Source organism: Aeromonas sp. QDB39 (genome assembly GCF_027707585.1).
GTDB lineage: Bacteria > Pseudomonadota > Gammaproteobacteria > Enterobacterales > Aeromonadaceae > Aeromonas > Aeromonas hydrophila.
In genome coordinates, this window is record NZ_JAPCIV010000001.1 from 86,296 (window position 1) to 103,031 (window position 16,736).

At 65.4% G+C, this 16,736-nt stretch carries 18 protein-coding genes; 11 read left to right on the forward strand and 7 right to left on the reverse strand.

Annotated features, from left to right (window positions below; all coding sequences use genetic code 11):
- The first annotated feature begins 121 nt into the window (after nucleotides 1–121).
- Nucleotides 122–1,294: an MFS transporter gene (locus PG899_RS00355; protein ID WP_024943728.1), complete on the forward strand. Its 1,173-nt coding sequence runs from the start codon at nucleotides 122–124 to the stop codon at nucleotides 1,292–1,294.
- A gap of 62 nt (nucleotides 1,295–1,356) precedes the next feature.
- Here PG899_RS00355 and cydX read toward each other — a convergent pair whose 3' ends face one another.
- The 3 genes from cydX to PG899_RS00370 are packed head-to-tail and all read right to left on the reverse strand — an operon-like array spanning nucleotide 1,357 to nucleotide 4,196.
- Nucleotides 1,357–1,470 (reverse strand): cytochrome bd-I oxidase subunit CydX, encoded by a 114-nt coding sequence (gene cydX, locus PG899_RS00360; protein ID WP_005310033.1) that lies wholly within the window; start codon nucleotides 1,468–1,470, stop codon nucleotides 1,357–1,359.
- A 27-nt stretch (nucleotides 1,471–1,497) separates the two neighbouring features.
- A complete protein-coding gene (gene cydB, locus PG899_RS00365) occupies nucleotides 1,498–2,625 on the reverse strand; it encodes a cytochrome d ubiquinol oxidase subunit II (protein ID WP_024943729.1) in 1,128 nt (375 codons plus the stop codon).
- The gene (locus PG899_RS00370) at nucleotides 2,625–4,196 is read right to left on the reverse strand and encodes a cytochrome ubiquinol oxidase subunit I (RefSeq protein ID WP_024943730.1); all 1,572 of its coding nucleotides are present in this window, start codon (nucleotides 4,194–4,196) and stop codon (nucleotides 2,625–2,627) included. The genes cydB and PG899_RS00370 overlap by 1 nt, the downstream gene beginning before the upstream one ends.
- Before the next feature lie 120 nt (nucleotides 4,197–4,316).
- On the opposite strand from PG899_RS00370, the gene PG899_RS00375 reads away from it, so the two are divergent.
- The gene (locus PG899_RS00375) at nucleotides 4,317–5,756 is read left to right on the forward strand and encodes an aminotransferase-like domain-containing protein (RefSeq protein WP_024943731.1); all 1,440 of its coding nucleotides are present in this window, start codon (nucleotides 4,317–4,319) and stop codon (nucleotides 5,754–5,756) included.
- A 40-nt stretch (nucleotides 5,757–5,796) separates the two neighbouring features.
- Here PG899_RS00375 and PG899_RS00380 read toward each other — a convergent pair whose 3' ends face one another.
- Both PG899_RS00380 and PG899_RS00385 read right to left on the reverse strand, forming a co-directional pair.
- Nucleotides 5,797–6,315 carry a GNAT family N-acetyltransferase gene (locus PG899_RS00380; protein WP_080688695.1) on the reverse strand — a complete coding sequence of 173 codons (519 nt, stop codon included), beginning with the start codon at nucleotides 6,313–6,315 and terminating at the stop codon, nucleotides 5,797–5,799.
- A 137-nt stretch (nucleotides 6,316–6,452) separates the two neighbouring features.
- Nucleotides 6,453–7,103, reverse strand: a complete 651-nt coding sequence (locus tag PG899_RS00385) for a tellurite resistance TerB family protein (protein ID WP_024943733.1) — start codon at nucleotides 7,101–7,103, stop codon at nucleotides 6,453–6,455.
- A 63-nt stretch (nucleotides 7,104–7,166) separates the two neighbouring features.
- On the opposite strand from PG899_RS00385, the gene PG899_RS00390 reads away from it, so the two are divergent.
- From PG899_RS00390 to PG899_RS00415, 6 genes are all read left to right on the forward strand, one after another.
- Nucleotides 7,167–8,015, forward strand: a complete 849-nt coding sequence (locus tag PG899_RS00390; protein WP_024943734.1) for an EamA family transporter — start codon at nucleotides 7,167–7,169, stop codon at nucleotides 8,013–8,015.
- A complete protein-coding gene (locus PG899_RS00395; RefSeq protein WP_024943735.1) occupies nucleotides 8,012–8,311 on the forward strand; it encodes a hypothetical protein in 300 nt (99 codons plus the stop codon). Before PG899_RS00390 ends, PG899_RS00395 begins: the two co-directional genes overlap by 4 nt.
- A gap of 20 nt (nucleotides 8,312–8,331) precedes the next feature.
- On the forward strand, nucleotides 8,332–8,802 hold the full coding sequence (locus PG899_RS00400; RefSeq protein WP_024943736.1) for an acyl-CoA thioesterase: 471 nt from the start codon (nucleotides 8,332–8,334) through the stop codon (nucleotides 8,800–8,802).
- A gap of 81 nt (nucleotides 8,803–8,883) precedes the next feature.
- Nucleotides 8,884–9,039, forward strand: coding sequence for a pleiotropic regulatory protein RsmS (gene rsmS, locus PG899_RS00405; RefSeq protein WP_005299504.1), 156 nt, complete (start codon nucleotides 8,884–8,886; stop codon nucleotides 9,037–9,039).
- 40 nt (nucleotides 9,040–9,079) lie between these two features.
- Nucleotides 9,080–9,547: a GyrI-like domain-containing protein gene (locus PG899_RS00410; RefSeq protein WP_024943737.1), complete on the forward strand. Its 468-nt coding sequence runs from the start codon at nucleotides 9,080–9,082 to the stop codon at nucleotides 9,545–9,547.
- A gap of 111 nt (nucleotides 9,548–9,658) precedes the next feature.
- The gene (locus tag PG899_RS00415; protein WP_024943738.1) at nucleotides 9,659–10,858 is read left to right on the forward strand and encodes an MFS transporter; all 1,200 of its coding nucleotides are present in this window, start codon (nucleotides 9,659–9,661) and stop codon (nucleotides 10,856–10,858) included.
- A 22-nt stretch (nucleotides 10,859–10,880) separates the two neighbouring features.
- On the opposite strand, the gene PG899_RS00420 is transcribed toward PG899_RS00415, so the two are convergent.
- Nucleotides 10,881–11,729, reverse strand: coding sequence for a LysR family transcriptional regulator (locus PG899_RS00420; RefSeq protein WP_024943739.1), 849 nt, complete (start codon nucleotides 11,727–11,729; stop codon nucleotides 10,881–10,883).
- 105 nt (nucleotides 11,730–11,834) lie between these two features.
- On the opposite strand from PG899_RS00420, the gene PG899_RS00425 reads away from it, so the two are divergent.
- Nucleotides 11,835–12,338, forward strand: a complete 504-nt coding sequence (locus tag PG899_RS00425) for a nucleoside deaminase (RefSeq protein ID WP_024943740.1) — start codon at nucleotides 11,835–11,837, stop codon at nucleotides 12,336–12,338.
- Entirely contained in the window at nucleotides 12,331–13,566 is a 1,236-nt protein-coding gene (locus PG899_RS00430) for a cyanate transporter (protein ID WP_024943741.1), read from the forward strand. The genes PG899_RS00425 and PG899_RS00430 overlap by 8 nt, the downstream gene beginning before the upstream one ends.
- A gap of 74 nt (nucleotides 13,567–13,640) precedes the next feature.
- On the opposite strand, the gene rluF is transcribed toward PG899_RS00430, so the two are convergent.
- Entirely contained in the window at nucleotides 13,641–14,675 is a 1,035-nt protein-coding gene (gene rluF, locus PG899_RS00435) for a 23S rRNA pseudouridine(2604) synthase RluF (RefSeq protein WP_024943742.1), read from the reverse strand.
- Between the two features lie 629 nt (nucleotides 14,676–15,304).
- Here rluF and gdhA point away from each other — a divergent pair.
- On the forward strand, nucleotides 15,305–16,651 hold the full coding sequence (gene gdhA / locus PG899_RS00440) for an NADP-specific glutamate dehydrogenase (RefSeq protein ID WP_077095535.1): 1,347 nt from the start codon (nucleotides 15,305–15,307) through the stop codon (nucleotides 16,649–16,651).
- The last annotated feature ends 85 nt before the right edge of the window (nucleotides 16,652–16,736 follow it).

The window sequence follows — 16,736 nt, forward strand, 5'->3', positions numbered from 1 at the left end:
CACGGCCCCATTGCTGCTTATTTGGCAAAAGTAATTTGATGTCACCGTCATTTTTACCAACAAACGCCCTCGGCATACTGGCGCCATTCTCCCGTCGGGAGTCCCTATCCAAGGAGTTGTTATGCCACTGGCGTTATTTGCCCTCACCCTGAGTGCCTTTGCGATCGGCACCACCGAATTCGTGATCGTGGGGCTTATCCCCACCATCGCCGAGCAGCTGAATGTCTCGCTCCCCTCCGCAGGCCTGTTGGTCAGCCTCTATGCCCTTGGCGTGGCCATCGGCGCCCCCGTGCTGACGGCACTGACCGGCAAGGTGCCGCGCAAGTGGTTGCTGGTGGGGCTGATGGCGCTCTTCACCGCCGGCAACCTGCTGGCCTGGCAGGCCCCGGGTTACGAGAGTCTGATTGTGGCCCGCATCCTGACCGGGCTAGCGCACGGGGTCTTCTTCTCGGTGGGCAGCACCATCGCCACCGGCTTGGTGGCCAAAGAGAAAGCGGCCAGCGCCATCGCCATCATGTTCAGCGGCCTCACCATCGCGCTGGTGACCGGCGTGCCGCTCGGCACCTGGATTGGTCAGGTCTTCGGCTGGCGCGAAACCTTTCTGGTGGTGAGCCTGCTGGGCCTCGTAGCCATGGTGGGCAGCCTGCTCTTGATCCCCAATAACCTGCCCAAAGGAGCAGCCTCGACTATTCGCGAGCAGCTCTCGGTGCTCACCAAAAAGCCCCTGCTGCTGGTCTACGCCAAGACTGCGCTGGGTTACGGCGGCGCCTTCACGGCGTTCACCTTCCTCGCCCCCATCCTGCAGCAGGTGAGCGGCTTTAGCGCCGGCGCGGTGAGCCTCATTCTGCTGGTGTACGGGGTATCGGTCGCCGTCGGCAATATCTGGGGCGGCAAGCTGGCCGACAAGATGGGCCCGCTGCCGGCGCTGAAGCTGCTGTTTGCCGGTCTCGCATTGGTGCTGCTGGTGCTCACCTTCACCGCGCCGCACCCGGTGCTGGCGGTACTGACCGTGCTGGTGTGGGGCGCCTTTGCCTTTGGCAACGTGCCGGGTCTGCAGGTGCTGGTAGTGAAGCAGGCCGAGCTGCACACCCCCAGGGCGGTGGACGTGGCATCGGGCCTCAATATCGCCGCCTTCAACGTCGGCATCGCGCTGGGCTCCATCGTCGGCGGCCTGGTGGTGGAACACCTGGGGTTGATGCACACCCCCTGGATCGGTGCGCTGATCGTGCTGCTGGCCTACGGCCTCACCCATGTCAGCGAGCGGCAGGCCGCCCGGGTTGCCCTCCCCGCCTGAGCGAACCTTCCAGCCGGATGCAAAAAGGCCGACACCTGTGTCGGCCTTTTCATGGCTGCGTCTCAAGACTCCTTGAGATCCTCATCGGCGGCCCAGCGCGCCTCCAGCCAGAGCAGGTTGACCAGCCCGCACAACAGGGCGAAGCCCAGTCCCAGAATCCAGGTGAAATACCACATATCGCATGATCCTTTGGTTGAAGAGGGTTAGTAGAGGCTGTGGCCGTGCTGGCGGATCTGCTGGGCGCTCATCTTGCCGCGCACCACCCGGTAGACCCAGAGGGTGTAGCCGATGTTGATGGGCATCAGCACCCCGACAATCCCCAGCATGATGAAGAGGGTGCGCTCGCTGGAGGTGCTGTCCCACAGGGTCAGGCTACTGGACGGATCCAGCGACGAGGGCAGCACGAACGGGAACAGGGCGATGGCAATGGTCAGCATCATGCTGGCGCAGGCGCCGCCACTGGCGAGCAGGGCCGTGCGCGGCAGCTCGCGGGCGCTGGCCAGGCTGCTCACCATGGGCAGCACCAGGCCGAGCGCCGGCACGCACCAGAGCCAGGGATGGGCGACGAAGTTGGCAAGCCAGCCCTGCTGGGCCACCCCCACCTCCTTCATCAGCGGGGTGAGCGCCCCGTTGATATCCCCGATCTCCAGCACCCGGTAGCCGGCCATCTGGCTGAGCCAGACGCCGCCCAGGGCAAACAGGCCGCTCGCCAGCGGGCCGAGCCAGAGGCTCTGGCGGGCGCAGCGCCGGGCGATCTCTCCCTGGGTCTTGCACTGCAGGAAGCTGGTGCCGTGCAGCAACAGCAGCGCCAGCGCCGTCCCCATGCAGGTCAACAGCAGCGGCCAGTGGAAGTCAAAGGCGCCATAGTGGATGCGAAGGGCCGTATCGAAGCGAAACGGCAGCCCCTGCAGCAAAAAGCCCAAGGTAGCGCCAAACACCAGGGTCGGCAGCAGGCCGCCCATTACCAGGGCGCGATCCCACCAGCGGCGCCAGACCGGATCCGCCAGCTTGCTGCGATAGTCAAAGCCGACCGGGCGCAGGAACAGGCCGAACAGCAGGAACATGAAGGGCACGTAGAGCGCCGAGAAGGCGGCGGCATAGACCAGCGGCCAGGCGGCGAACAGGGCACCGGCCCCGGCGATGAGCCACACCTGATTCCCCTCCCACACCGGCCCCACGCTGTTGAGCAGCACCCGCCGCTCCTCGTCGTTCTTGGCCACCACCGGCAGCAGCATGGCCACGCCGAGATCGAAGCCATCCATCACCACGAAGCCGACCAGCATGAACAGCACCAGCCCCCACCAGATCAATTTCAGAGTTTCGTAATCCATCAGGCAGGACTCCCGTTTTGCAACACTTCACCTTGATAGCGACCCGTCTGCAGGCTGGCGGGCCCTTTGCGGATCACATGACGCAACAAGAACAACTCCACCACCAGCAGGCTGGTGTAGATGAGACAGATGGAGATCAGGCTGAACCAGAGCTGGCCCGGGGTCAGCAAGGAGACGGACGCCGACACCGGCAGCACGTCGCTGATGGTCCACGGCTGGCGACCGAACTCGGCCACGAACCAGCCCGCCTCGATGGCAATCCAGGGCAGCGGAATAGACCAGAACAGGGCCTTGAGCAGACGCGGGGATTGCACCAGCTTGCCCCGGCACAACTGCAGGAAGGCGGCAGCAAACAGCGCCAGCAGCACCACGCCGATGCCCACCATCAGCCTAAAGCTCCAGAACAGCGGCGCCACCTGGGGGATGGAGTCCGCCACCGCCTTGGCGATGGCCGCCTCGTCCGCCTTGCCAATCTCCTTGGCATAGGGGGTGAGCAAGAGGCCATAGCCCAGATCCTGGCGATGACGCTCGAAGGTTGCTCGCGCCGCCTGGTTGCTGCCGTCCGCCCGCATCGTTTCGAGCGCCTCGTGGGCCAGCATGCCGCTGCGAATGCGCTCCTCGTGCCGCGCCTTGAGATCTTTGAGGCCCGTCACCTGCTCATCGAGGGAGCGGGTGGCGATGATGCCCATCAGATAGGGGATCTTCACCGCGGCATGGGTGGTCTCGGCGGCCTGATCCGGAAAGCCGAACAGGGTGAAGGAGGCAGGTGCCGGCTCGGTGTGCCACTCCGCCTCGATGGCGGCCAGCTTCACCTGCTGCACCTCGCCGGTGCGATAGCCCGACTCGTCGCCAAGCACGATGACCGAGAGGATGGCTGCCAGACCAAAGCCCGAGGCGATGGCAAAGGAGCGCAGGGCGAAGCGCACCTCCATACGGCGCAGCAGATACCAGCTGCTCACCCCCATCACAAACAGGGAGGCGGCCACATAACCCGCCGCCACCGTGTGCACGAACTTGACCTGAGCCACCGGGTTGAAGATCACCGCGGCCACGTCCACCAGCTCCATACGCATGGTCATGGGGTTGAACTCGGCGCCGACCGGGTTCTGCATCCAGCCGTTGGCGATGAGGATCCAGAGCGCGGAGAGGTTGGAGCCGAGCGCAACCAGCATAGTCACCAGCAGGTGCTGACCGCGGGAGAGCTTGTCCCAGCCGAAGAAGAACAGCCCCACCAGGGTGGACTCAAGGAAGAAGGCCATCAGCCCCTCCACCGCCAGCGGCGTGCCGAAGATGTCGCCGACATAGTGGGAGTAGTAGGCCCAGTTGGTACCGAACTGGAACTCCAGGGTAATGCCGGTGGTCACCCCCATCACGAAGTTGATGCCAAACAGCTTGCCCCAGAAACGGGTGATGTCTTTGTAGATCACCTTGCCGGTCATCACGTAGGCCGACTCGGCGATCACCAGGATCCAGGACAGCCCCAGGGTGAGGGGCACAAACAGAAAGTGGAACATCGCCGTCGCCCCGAACTGCATTCGGGAGAGGCTGACCACATCATCCAGGCTTATCATGCATGACTCTCTATGTTGCATTTAACAGACAGGTTTTCGCCCGTTAAGTACATCACGGTCCATGACACCTATAACAGATGCAGTTATAGTGAAATACACCTATAACAGTTTAAGCCCACCATGTCCCTATACGGCCAGCTGGCAGATCAGCTGCAACAGCAGATAACGAGCGGCCTCTGGCAGCCGGGGGAGCGCATCCCCTCCATCCGTCAGAGCTGCAAGACTCATGGCCTCAGCCCCATGACGGTGCTGCAGGCCTACCAACTGCTGGAAAGCCGCGGCCTCATCCTGGCGCGGCCCCAATCCGGCTACTACGTCAAGGCCGCCCCCTCCCGCCCGGCCGCCAGCCTGCCCCAGCAGGCCCACTACAGCGGTTCGGTGGACATCAATGATCTGGTGTTCGAGGTGCTGCAGGCGAGCAAGTCGCGGGAGCTGGTGCCGCTCGGCATGGCGGTGGCCGATCCCACCCTGTTCCCCCACCCCCAGCTCGGCCGGGCGCTGGCCAGCAGCATGCGCCGGCTCGACCCCTTCAGCACGGTGGCAGATCTGCCCCCCGGCAACGAGGCGCTGCGCCGGGCCATCGCCCAGCGCTACGCCGGCGAGGGGCTGGCGGTAGATCCCCAGCAGATCATCATCACCACCGGCGCCATGGAGGCGCTCTCCCTCAGCCTGCAGGTGCTGACCGAGCCCGGCGACTGGGTGGTGGTGGAGTCCCCCACCTTCTACGGCGCCCTGCAGGCCATCGAGCGACTCAAGCTCAATGCGGTGGAGATCCCGGTGATCCTGGGGGTGGGCATCGATCTCGCCCTGCTGGAGGAGGCCCTCGCCCAGCGCCCCATCAAGGCGTGCTGGCTGATGGGCAATGTCCAGCACCCGCTCGGTCACACCATGCCGGATGACCACAAGCAGGCGCTGATGGCACTGCTCAACCGGCGCGGGGTGGCGCTGGTGGAGGACGACGTCTATGCCGAGGTCTACTTCGGCCGCGAGCGGCCAAGGCCCATCAAGTATTGGGATACCAGTGGCGACAGCCTGCTGTGCAGCTCCTTTTCCAAGTGCCTGGCGCCCGGCTTTCGGGTCGGCTGGGTGGTGGCCGGTCGTCACGCCGAACGGGTGCAGCGACTGCAGCTGATGTCGACCCTCTCCACCAATGTGCCAAGCCAGCTGGCGCTGGCCGAGATGCTGCGCCAGGGTGGCGTGGATGCCCACTTTCGCCGGCTGCGCCACACCCTGGCCCAGCGCCAGCAGCAGATGCGGGCCGCCCTGCTGCGCCTGCTGCCGGGGGAAGTGAGCATCTCCTCCCCCGATGGCGGCTACTTTCTCTGGCTCGAATTTGACCCGCGCCTCGACAGCCGCGCCCTGCACGCCCAGGCGCTGGCCAGCGGTTTCTCACTGGCCCCCGGCGCCCTCTTCTCCAGCAAGGGGCTGCACAACCACTGTCTGCGCCTCAACAGCTCCCATCCCTGGAGCGAGCAGCTGGAGGCGGCCCTCACCCGGTTGGCCGAGCTCATTCACCAACAGCTGGACTCAGCTCCCGCCAAAGACCAAAAGGCCCCATGACGGGGCCTGTTCCTTGCGAAATTATCTGATTGAAACGGGCTTATCTGGCCATGGTCTGTGACAACATCTTGAACCCCAACGCCTCGTAGAGTGCCTTGGCCCGTTCGTTGAACGACATCACCTCCAGCCGGATCTGGTGGGCACCGTGCGCCTTGCCCCACTCGTCGCAATGGGCGATCAGCGCCTTGCCGATGCCTTGGGAGCGGCGCCCCTCATCGACCACCACGGTGCCGATGCGGCAGATCGGCTCTTTGCTGAGAAACGGGATGGTCTCGTTGATGTCGATGCGGGCGGTCAAAAAACCCACCACGGCCCCCTCCTGCTCGGCGACACAAAACAACCGCCCTTCGGCGGCGATGGCCGCCAGCAAGAAAGTCCGCTCCTCGGGGGATGGAGGACAAAAGACCCGCGGGGCCTGCTCGAAGTGGATCTCTCCTATCTGCCGGTTCAGCTCGAGGATGGCGTCGATATCCTGCTCACGTGCCTTGCGTATTTCCAATGAATGCTCCTTGCCTCTGTGTCCTGGCGATAACGTGCCTGAGCGATGAGACAGTCTCATCTGCTCCCTTTTGTCTGGGCTCCATCATAGTGGCTGCCCGGCCAGACATGAAGGGGCGCAACGACCTTTGGCAGGCATCTGGAAATAACAAGGCCCCGTGACGGGGCCTCATCGACAATCCATGTACTGAGCGGGGGTCAGGCGGGGGCATCCAGCTGGGCCACCTGCCGCTCTATGCTGCCTTTGAGGTTGTCATCGAGCTTGAGGGCGCGCGCCAGCTCGTCCAGATAGCCGCGCTCCATGAAGTGATCCACGTCGATGGCGAGCAGGGAGGCGAGGTAGACCTCGGTCGCCAGCTCCATGTCGGTCACCTCCCGCGCCAGGGCGTGGGGATCGAGCGGGCGGGCCAGCTCGGCATCGATCCAGCGGGCCGCATCGGGTTGCCCCTGCTCGGTCAGGTACTGCTGGATCTTCTGGCGCTCGGCTGCATCGATATGGCCGTCGGCCCGGGCCGCCGCCACCATGGCGCGCACCAGCAGGGCGGCTCTGGCATCCAGCGCATTGCCTTGCAGGGTATCGAGGGGCTGGGTCGGCTGGGCCGGGCTTGACTGCTGGGCCTGCCAATCCTGATAGAGCTTGTAGGCCAGCCCGCCGAGCGCCGCCGCGCCGCCCACCGCCGCCACCTTGCCGCCATATTTGCGCATCTTCTTGTTGCCAAGCAGCAGGGCCATGGCGCCGGCAGCGAGGCCCCCTTGCGCCATCCCCTTCATCTGCGCCTTGCGGCTGTCGCCGCCTTCGTTGAGCCAGCCCTTGCCAGCGCCCATCAATTGCTCCAGCATTTGTTTCATAAGACCTCCTCTTTTGCATGATTTTCCATGCTGGGCTGCGCCCACTGAACTCAAGGTGAATGGATGCCACTGCCACGCCTGTTGCTGCTGACCCTGCTGACCCTGATGGCGTTCGCCGCCAACTCGGTGCTCTGCCGGCTGGCCCTGTTCGAAGAACGGATGGATCCCGCCCTCTTCACTCTGCTGCGCCTGACCAGCGGTGCCCTGGTACTGGTGCTGCTGTGCGGCGCGCGCAAGCAGTCGCCCCGCCAGGGAGACTGGGGGGGAGCCCTGGCCCTGGTCACCTATGGCGCCGCCTTTTCGTTCTCCTACCTCACCCTGACGGCGGGCACCGGCGCCCTGCTGTTGTTTGCCGCCGTCCAGCTCAGCATGCTGGCACCGCCCTTGCTGCGCGGGGAGTCCCTGCCCCGGTGTCAGTGGCTCGGCCTGCTGCTCGCCATGGCGGGTTTGCTGGTGTTGCTGCTGCCCGGCCTCAGTGCGCCGGATCCGCTGGGGGCGGCCCTGATGATCCTGGCCGGCATCGCCTGGGCCAGCTATACCCTGCGGGCCTCGCGCTTTGCCGATCCAATCGCCGCCAACGCCGGCCACTTTCTACGCGCCAGCCTGCCAGCCGCCCTGCTCTATCTGCTGCTCGGGCAGTTGCAGACCAGCCCCGCCGCCATCGGCTATGCCCTGACCTCCGGTGCACTGGCCTCCGGCCTTGGCTATGCGCTCTGGTATCTGGTGCTGCCCCACCTTGGTCGCACCCTGGCCGCCAGCGTGCAGTTGCTGGTGCCTCTGCTCGCCGCCCTGGCCGGGCTCATCTGGTTGGATGAGTCCTGGTCGCTGCGGTTGTTATTGTCATCACTGGGCATTCTGGGGGGGATAGCCCTGGTCATCGCGGGACGCCCCCCTTCAGGAGAAAAGCCATGAAAATTGCCATACTGCTGCTCGGTTGCAGCCTCTCGGCCAGCCTGCTGGCCGCGGTAGAAGACAGGGATGCCAAACAGGCCAAGCTGGATGCCGCCTGCCAGCAGGCCCAGCAGCAGCTGGTCGAGCAGGGCAAGCAACAGCGGATCGACGCCTGCATCAAGGCGGGCGGCAAGGCTGCCAAATGCCAGCAGGAGTTCGCCAGCTTTGGTCAGCGCGAGGGCAACAAGCGGCCCGATCTCAACAACCTGGCTCCCTGCCAGCAGGCTGACGCCTATCGCAAGAGCTACCGGCAATGACCCTCAATCAAGGAGCCCCCATGACCCCACCCCGCGAGCTGACCCTGCAGTTTCTGGCCGAGCCCGCCGACGTCAACTTCGGCGGCAAGGTACACGGCGGCATGGTGATGAAGTGGATCGATCAGGCGGGCTACGCCTGCGCCGCCGGCTGGTGCGGCGGCTACGCGGTGACCGTCTATGTGGGGGGGATCCGTTTTCTGCGCCCCATCCAGATAGGCCAGCTGGTGGAGGTGCACGCCCAGGTGATCCACACCGGCACCACCAGCATGCACCTGGCGGTGGATGTCTACAGCCGCCATCCGGCCAGCCGGGAGCGCCACAAGACTACCCACTGCATCATCATCTTCGTGGCCATGGACGAGAACGGCAAACCGAGCAAGGTGCCCCAGTGGCAACCGCAAAACGAGAGCGATCGGCAGTTGCAACAGTACGCCCTCAAATTGATGGCCCTGCGCGAGCAGATCGAGCAGGAGATGCGCCAGCACCTCTAGCCGGGTCGCCCGCAACACCAGACAGGTCCCCATCCGGGAGCGGCTCTGTATAATGGCGTTTTCCCCGTTATGGAGTCTGTCATGTCATTGGAAACTGCCCCGCCCGAGGTCCAGCTCGCGGTGGATCTCATCGAACTGCTGGAGACCAACCGGATTGAGCCAGCCCTCGCCCTGGCGGCGCTGGCCATCGTCTCCGCGGACTATCAGCGCAAGCTCAACGAAGGCAAGGAGTGCTGAGCGCAGCAGCGCTGCCACCCCATCCTGCCCAGGAGGTGTCATGACAGATCCCATCCGTTTTGAAACCGGCCGCCCCATGCTGCTTGGCGGCCTGCGTCGTCACCATGCCTTCGCCCACGCCGACTTCGGTGGCCAATGGCGCGATTTCAGCGCCCTGGGCCCGCTGCCGGGCCAGCTGGGCGAGCATGCCTATGGCGTCATCTGCGGCGTGACCGCCACCGAGTGCGAATACATGTGTGCGGTGGAGGTCGCCGCGCTGGAGGTGCTGCCCAAGACGCTGGGGCGGATGCGCATCGAGCCCCAGACCTATGCCGTCTTCCTGCATCAGGGGCATGTCTCGGCCATGCCGCATACCTGGCAGCAGGCGCTGGACTGGCTGGCGCAGTCCGCTTACCAGTCTGCCCACAAACCCGACTTCGAGCGCTATGGCGCCGCCTTTGACCCGGACACCGGCAGCGGCGAGGTCGAACTCTGGCTAGCCGTGCTGCCGCGCCAGGTCATCGCCTGAGCATCCAGTGCTCGCGGCCCTGATAAACCGGCAAGGTTTAACCCAGACGAGGGGCTGACTCGGCGCTCGGGCAGTGCAAGGATATGGCTCCCTTACTGCCCGAGAATTGTTATGGATAACCAGGAATGTCTCGACCAGGCCGGTCTCTGGAGCCGCTCCGCCCGCATCATGACGCTGGCCTGCCTCATCGTCTTCATGGCCCAGATGGCCACCACCGTTTACCTTCCCTCCCTGCCCGTGGTGATGACGGATCTCGCCATGACTAGGCAAGGGGCCGAGCTCTCCATCTCGCTGTTCGTCATCGGCGCCGCCCTGCCGGTGCTGTTCTGGGGCGCCGCCGCCGATCGCTACGGCCGCCGGCTGCCCCTCGCCCTGTCACTCTTGCTGTTCGTCGGCCTCAGCCTGCTGCTGGCCACCACCAGCCAGGGGCCGCTGCTCTTGATCCTGCGCACCCTGCAAGGGGTGGCGGCCGGCGGGGCGGCCATCATCGCCCGCATCCTGGTGCGGGATCACTGGCACGGCGATGAGCTGGCGCGCCGCCTCTCGGTGCTCTCCATCGCCTTTATCACCGCCCTCGGCGGCGGTCAGTGGATAGGCGGCCTCATCAGCCGTTATGCCCATTGGCAGCTGGGATTCGTGCTGATGGCCGGGGTTGGCGTGCTGGCGCTGCTCTTGATGAGCAGCCTGCCCCTGCAGGGGCCCAATCCGGCGGCGACGAGCGGTGGCATGTGGGCCCGTTACGCCAGCCTGCTGCGCCGCCCCGGCTTTTTCTGGCCGGCCTGCGCCGGCGGCATCGGCTTTGCCATCACGGTGACCCTGCAGGAGGTGAGCCCCTTCGTGCTGCAGCAGGGGTTTGCCCTCGAGGTCACCACCTTCGGCAGCCTGGGGTTGCTGATCGGTATCGCCTACTTTGCTGGCGCCATGACGGTCAACCGGCGGGTCGCCCAGGTGGGAGGCCGCCAGCTGATGCGCCAGGGGGCCGCGCTCATACTGCTGGCGGCCAGCGGCATGCTGCTGCTCTGGGCACTGGGCGCCCTGCAGGGCAGCGGTGGATTGGTGGCCATGATGACCTGCTACTGCCTCATCATCTTCGGGCAGGCGGTGCTCTTTCCCAACAGCATGGCGCTGGCGGTAAGCGATGGCCGCGAGCACGGCGCCTACGCCATGGCCCTGTGCGGCTTCCTGCAGCAGGGAGTGGCCGGGGTGGCTGCCGCTGGCGCCACCCTGGTGAGCCATCACGGTGCCTGGGCTCCGCTCGTCTTCACCCTGGCGCTCATCACCCTGCTCATCGTGCGCACCAGGGTGCGCTAAGCAGGCATCTGCCTGCGTCCCCTCACCGCTCAGCGGGCCCCATCACCCGATCACACAGGCTGATGAGGGCCTCACAGAGGCGAGTGAGCGGCTCGCCGCGCTCCGCCCCCAGGTGCAGCGCCAGCTCCACCGGCACCACCGCTGGCCAGTGGGTCAGCTCCTGCTGATCCGGCTGCAGCAAGCGCCGGGGCAGCAAGCTGACCCCGATCCCGGCGCTCACCGCCCCCTGCAGGCTGGCCAGGCTGGCGCTGACGTAGGCGATACGCCAGCGTCGCCCCATCCCGTCGAGTGCCTCGGTCACCTGCCGCCGATAGAGCCCTTCGCTCGGGAACACCACCAGCGGCAAGGGATCCCGCTCGCTGGCGGGCCAGGCACGGCTGTCGACCCAGGCCAGCGGCTCGCGCCAGCAGGCGCGCGGCGCCCCCTGTCCCCGCGCCTGTTTGACCAGCGCCAGATCCAGCTCGCCAGCCTCGAAGCGCTGCCAGATCTCGTGGCTGAGGCCGCTGTGCACCTCCAGCCGCACCTGCGGGTAATCGCGGGCAAAAGCCGCCAGCACCGGGGCGATGGCGCCGGCGGCAAAATCCTCCGGGACCCCCAGGCTCAGCTGCAGGCTGGCCTCGGCCACCTGCTCCTCGGCCCGGGCCAGCAGGGCCAGGATGCTGCGGGCCAGCCCCAGCAGCTTCTCCCCCTCTGCCGTGGTCACCACCTGGCGACCGGAGCGGTCCAGCAGCGGGCAGCCGAGCTGCTGTTCGAGGCGCCGCATCTGCTGGCTGATGGTGGACTGGGTGAGGTGTACCCGTTCACCGGCGCGGGTAAAACTGCCGCTGTCGACGATGGCGACAAAGCTGCGCAGCAAGAGGGGATCCAGCATGGCGACTCCATTTACAAAACCACTGGATGTCATTCTATCATTTAATTTCCCCATGACTGATTCCCCCGCTAGGCTGGTCTCCTCCCCTTGCCTCGAGGATCCGTCATGCCCCACTCCCTTGCCGAACCCGCCGGCTCACGCCTGATCGCGTCGCTGACCGCCAACCCCAGCCATCAGGAGTGGCTGGAGCAGGCGCTGCAACTGGCCCTTCATAACCGCCAGCAAGGAGGCCGCCCCTTTGCCGCCCTGCTGGTGCGAGACAACCAGCTGGTGACCAGCGCCGTCAACGGCATGCACCAGGATGGCGACCCCACCCGCCACGCCGAGCTGGAAGCCCTGCGCCAGGCCAGCCAGGTCGGGCCTCTGGCGGGCGCCATCGTCTACGCCAGCGGTCACCCCTGCCCCATGTGCCTGAGCGCCCTGGTGATGAACGGCATTGCCGCCGTCTATTATGCCTTCGATAACGAGGATGCGGCCCCGTTCGGCTTTGACAGCACGGCCGCCTACCACAAGCTGGGCCTGCCCCTCGCGCCAGCCCCCCTGCCGCTTATCAAGCTGCCGAGCCCGCTGGCCGCCGCCGAGCTCTACGGTGCACCAGACCATGGTTGAGGCCCGCATCGATAGGCGCCAGCAGCAGGCCCTGCTGGTGCTGGTGATCCTGATCGGGCTCAACCTGCGGCCGTTTCTCACCGCCATCGGCCCCCTGAGCCGCGACATTGCCGAGGCGCTCGGACTTGGCATGGATACCCTGGCCTGGCTGACCCTGCTGCCGCTCTGGCTCATCGGCGGCGGCGTGCTGCTCACCCCGGCCCTACGCAGTCGCACCGGGCCGCGTCAGCTGCTGGGGGCTGCCCTGCTGCTGCTGGGCATGGGCAGCGCCATGCGCTTCGAGGCGGCCAGCGGCGCCCTGCTCATCGCCAGTGCCGCCCTCTGCGGGCTGGGCTCGGCCCTGGTGCAGGGAGTGCTGCCCGGCCTCATCAAGCAGGCCTTTGCGCAGAAGGTGCCGCTGGTGATGGGCATCTTCTCGGCCTGCATGATGGGGGGCGGGGCGCTGGGGGCCAGCCTCACCCCGCAGCTCGCCGCCCGGCTCGACTGGTCCCAGGCGCTGGCGCTGTGGAGCCTGCCGGTGCTGCTGGCCATGGGCTGGCTCGGCTGGCGAGTACGGCTGCCCGCGACGCCGGTGGCAGTGCCAAGCGGCGGCGAGCAGCGCCTCATCAGCCTGCCCCGCAGCTGGCTGCTGATAAGCTGCTTTGGCATCATCAACAGCGGTTACGGCATCGTCGTTGCCTGGCTCGCGCCGGCCTACATGGCGCAGGGCTGGAGCCCCCAGCAGGGCGGCGAGCTGGTGGCCTGGCTGGCACTGGCCCAGACCGTGAGCGGCCTCGGCCTGCCGCTGCTGGCCGCCCGCCGACTCGACCGCCGCCCCTGGATGGGATTGGCCATCGCCATGCAACTGGCGGGCTTTGGCGGCCTCTGGCTGGCGCCAACTGCCGCCCCCATCCTCTGGTGCATGCTGTGCGGCGCCGGGCTTGGCGGCAGCTTCTCCCTCATCATGGTCATAGCGCTCGATCACCTGCCCGACCCGCGCCGCGCCGGCACCCTCAGCGCCCTGATGCAGGGATTCGGCTTCATGCTGGCAGCCACCGGCCCCTGGGTGGCGGCCCGCCTGCATCACCTGAGCGGTGACTTCGCCGCCGCCTGGCAGTGGCAGCTGGCCGGCCTGGTGCTGATGAGCCTGCTGGTCTTGCGCCTCGACCCGCGTTACTACCCGAGGGCGATGCGACAATCCAGCAACGAAACCACGGCTCCGTTGACACGGGACAACCCTTCCGCCTAGCTCAGTCGCCAAAACAAAAACACCGGCCTGTGGCCGGTGTTTTTTACTGTCAACGCAGGGAGTGAGAGGGGGGCTTAGCGCCCCTTCTTCTGCCGCCCACCCTGACCGGCGCGCGGTTTGCCGGCCGCCGGTTTGGTCCCCTTGTTAGGGGCGCCTTTGCCTGCGCTACCTTTGGCCGCGCCGCCTTTACCGGCAGCCCCCTTACCGGCCGGGCTCTTGCTTTCAAATGCCGACGGCCCCGGCACGTTGGGACGCCCGCCAATCTCGTGGTCATCATCCCGGCGCGGTTTTTTGCCCGGTGCCGGCTTGCCGGCTTGCGCGGCGGATGCCTTGGGTTTACCACCCTGCCCGGCGGCAGCTTGCCCGCCTTTGGCCGGTTTCACCTCGGAGGAGGAGTCTTCAATCAGCTTGAACAGTTCAATCAGCTCGTCGTCGGTGAGATCGCGCCACTCGCCCACCGGCAACCCCTTGAGGCTGACGTTCATGATGCGGATACGCTCGAGCTTGGTCACCTCGAAGCCGAAGTGCTCGCACATGCGGCGGATCTGGCGGTTCAGCCCCTGCACCAGGGTGATGCGAAACACGAACGGCGCCTCTTTCTTCACCTTGCACTTCTTGGTGACGGCCCCCAGGATCGGCACCCCGGCGCCCATGCCCCGGATAAACTCGTCGGTGACCGGCTTGTCGACGGTCACCAGATACTCTTTCTCGTGATCGTTGCCCGCCCGCAGGATCTTGTTGACCAGATCGCCGTGGTTGGTCAGGAAGATGAGCCCCTGGGAGTCCTTGTCGAGCCGGCCGATGGGGAAGATGCGGGTACTGTGGTTGACGAAGTCGACGATGTTGTCCTTCTCGCCCGCCTCGGTGGTGGAGACGATGCCCACCGGCTTGTTCAGGGCGATGAAGACCAGGCTGTCCGCCTCGCGCGGCTCGATCACCTGGCCGTTGACCTTGACCAGATCCCCGGCAAACACCTGATCCCCCACCCCGGCCCGCTTGCCGTTGATGAAGACGTTGCCCTGCTCGATAAAGCGGTCGGCCTCGCGACGCGAGCAGATGCCGCTCTCGCTGATGTATTTGTTCAGGCGCATGGATTCATCAGCCAGCATGGGTCACCTGCCACTGGCCTGCGGCCTGGATCCGGGTCATCAGGGCGGCACACTGCCGGTTCACTAACTCAAAATTGTGCATATCATTCCATCTTCAAAAAAGGCCGTTACCGACCTGTCCGGCAAAAAGCGCCGACACATTAACATATTGCCCCCTGACACACGCCGGATAGTTGCACTCGGCCCGCCCCCTTCTTGCAAAATGCGCCCCCTGTCACGCGGCCAGCCCCCGGTATTGCATCGTCATGCGCGGCCATTCGATTGCCGCCGGCACCGCCGAAGTCAGCATGGTAATGGCCACTTCCGCCGTTGTGCGGGGTTCTCTCGCTACGCTATAAAGATGCATGAAATATGCAATAAACAATAACCCAAGCCAAATGACAGCAACATTTTCTTGCTATTTATTAATCAAAAATGCATAAAAAGATTTTGATTCGCGCGAATTATCTGCCCCTTCCGGCGCTCTTTTCTGCTGTTTTCGGCGATTCGCACAACAATTTTCGCCCAATCGCGAAAAACACCAAATATTCACCTGCATCCAGGCCTGACAAAAACCATAAATTTGGTTGCAGGGTGTGCACTTTTCTCTGGCAAGAGGCCACTTTTACCCTTCACTACAGGAGTTACAGATGAGTCATTCCCTCTCCCAGGCGGATTTTCTGGCCCAGGTCGCCAGCCGCAACCCCCATCAACCGGAGTTCATTCAGGCCGTGAGCGAGGTGATCGCCTCCATCTGGCCCTATGTGGTGCGCCACCCCCGCTACCTGCAGCACGGCCTGCTGGAGCGGCTGGTGGAGCCGGAGCGGCTGATCCAGTTCCGGGTGAGCTGGGTGGATGATCGAGGCCAGGTGCAGGTGAACCGGGGCTACCGGGTACAGCACAGCTCCGCCATCGGCCCCTTCAAGGGGGGGATGCGCTTTCACCCCTCGGTGGATACCTCGGTGCTCAAGTTCCTCGCCTTCGAGCAGACCTTCAAGAACGCCCTCACCACCTTGCCCATGGGCGGCGGCAAAGGGGGCAGCGATTTTGATCCCAAGGGCAAGAGCGAGGGAGAGGTGATGCGCTTTTGCCAGGCGCTGATGCTGGAGCTGCATCGCCACCTCGGCGCCGATACCGACGTGCCGGCCGGTGACATCGGGGTGGGCGGGCGCGAAGTGAGCTATATGGCGGGCATGATGAAGAAGCTCACCAACAGCGCCGAGTGCGTCTTTACCGGCAAGGGGCTCTCCTTTGGCGGCAGCCTGATCCGCCCGGAAGCCACCGGTTACGGCCTGCTCTATTTCGTCGAGGCCATGCTGGCCAACCGGGGGCAATCCCTGGACGGCATGACGGTCTCTGTGTCCGGTTCAGGCAACGTGGCCCAGTACGCCATCGAGAAGGCGATGGCCCTCGGCGCCCGGGTCATCACCGCCTCCGATTCTGGCGGCACCGTCTACGATCCGGCAGGCTTTACCCCCGAGAAACTGGCGCGACTGATGGCGCTCAAAAACGAGCAGCGCAAACGCATCGCCGATTACGCCCACGAAGAGGGGCTGGAGTTTTTCAACGGCCGCACCCCCTGGCATCTGCAGACGGACGTCGCCCTGCCCTGCGCCACCCAGAACGAGCTGGATGAGTCGGACGCCGTCACCTTGATTGCCAATGGCGTGCAACTGGTGGCCGAGGGGGCCAACATGCCGAGCAGCGCCGCCGCCATCCGCCGCCTGCACGAGGCCAAGGTGCTGTTTGCCCCGGGCAAGGCCGCCAACGCCGGCGGGGTCGCCACCTCGGGCCTCGAGATGAGCCAGAACGCCCAACGCCTCTGCTGGAGCCGGGAAGAGGTGGACGCCCGCCTCAAGGGGATCATGACCAGCATCCACGCCACCTGCGTACACTATGGCCAGGATGATACGGGTCACGTGAACTACGAAAGCGGCGCCAACATCGCCGGCTTCGTCAAGGTGGCCGACGCCATGCTGGCTCAAGGGGTCTGCTGACGCCGCCAGCAACCACGAAGACGGACAGCATTACCACAGAGGGCAGCCCCGGGGCTGCCCTCTGTTTGCTCGGATGAGCCGCTCA

Excerpts from the sequence above, each read along its gene's own strand:
- PG899_RS00355 (WP_024943728.1), top strand. The coding sequence starts at position 122 with ATGCCACTGGCGTTATTTGCCCTCACCCTGAGTGCCTTTGCGATCGGC.
- cydX (WP_005310033.1), bottom strand. The coding sequence starts at position 1,470 with ATGTGGTATTTCACCTGGATTCTGGGACTGGGCTTCGCCCTGTTGTGC.
- cydB (WP_024943729.1), bottom strand. The coding sequence starts at position 2,625 with ATGGATTACGAAACTCTGAAATTGATCTGGTGGGGGCTGGTGCTGTTC.
- PG899_RS00370 (WP_024943730.1), bottom strand. The coding sequence starts at position 4,196 with ATGATAAGCCTGGATGATGTGGTCAGCCTCTCCCGAATGCAGTTCGGG.
- PG899_RS00375 (WP_024943731.1), top strand. The coding sequence starts at position 4,317 with ATGTCCCTATACGGCCAGCTGGCAGATCAGCTGCAACAGCAGATAACG.
- PG899_RS00380 (WP_080688695.1), bottom strand. The coding sequence starts at position 6,315 with ATGAGACTGTCTCATCGCTCAGGCACGTTATCGCCAGGACACAGAGGC.
- PG899_RS00385 (WP_024943733.1), bottom strand. The coding sequence starts at position 7,103 with ATGAAACAAATGCTGGAGCAATTGATGGGCGCTGGCAAGGGCTGGCTC.
- PG899_RS00390 (WP_024943734.1), top strand. The coding sequence starts at position 7,167 with ATGCCACTGCCACGCCTGTTGCTGCTGACCCTGCTGACCCTGATGGCG.
- PG899_RS00395 (WP_024943735.1), top strand. The coding sequence starts at position 8,012 with ATGAAAATTGCCATACTGCTGCTCGGTTGCAGCCTCTCGGCCAGCCTG.
- PG899_RS00400 (WP_024943736.1), top strand. The coding sequence starts at position 8,332 with ATGACCCCACCCCGCGAGCTGACCCTGCAGTTTCTGGCCGAGCCCGCC.
- rsmS (WP_005299504.1), top strand. The coding sequence starts at position 8,884 with ATGTCATTGGAAACTGCCCCGCCCGAGGTCCAGCTCGCGGTGGATCTC.
- PG899_RS00410 (WP_024943737.1), top strand. The coding sequence starts at position 9,080 with ATGACAGATCCCATCCGTTTTGAAACCGGCCGCCCCATGCTGCTTGGC.
- PG899_RS00415 (WP_024943738.1), top strand. The coding sequence starts at position 9,659 with ATGGATAACCAGGAATGTCTCGACCAGGCCGGTCTCTGGAGCCGCTCC.
- PG899_RS00420 (WP_024943739.1), bottom strand. The coding sequence starts at position 11,729 with ATGCTGGATCCCCTCTTGCTGCGCAGCTTTGTCGCCATCGTCGACAGC.
- PG899_RS00425 (WP_024943740.1), top strand. The coding sequence starts at position 11,835 with ATGCCCCACTCCCTTGCCGAACCCGCCGGCTCACGCCTGATCGCGTCG.
- PG899_RS00430 (WP_024943741.1), top strand. The coding sequence starts at position 12,331 with ATGGTTGAGGCCCGCATCGATAGGCGCCAGCAGCAGGCCCTGCTGGTG.
- rluF (WP_024943742.1), bottom strand. The coding sequence starts at position 14,675 with ATGCTGGCTGATGAATCCATGCGCCTGAACAAATACATCAGCGAGAGC.
- gdhA (WP_077095535.1), top strand. The coding sequence starts at position 15,305 with ATGAGTCATTCCCTCTCCCAGGCGGATTTTCTGGCCCAGGTCGCCAGC.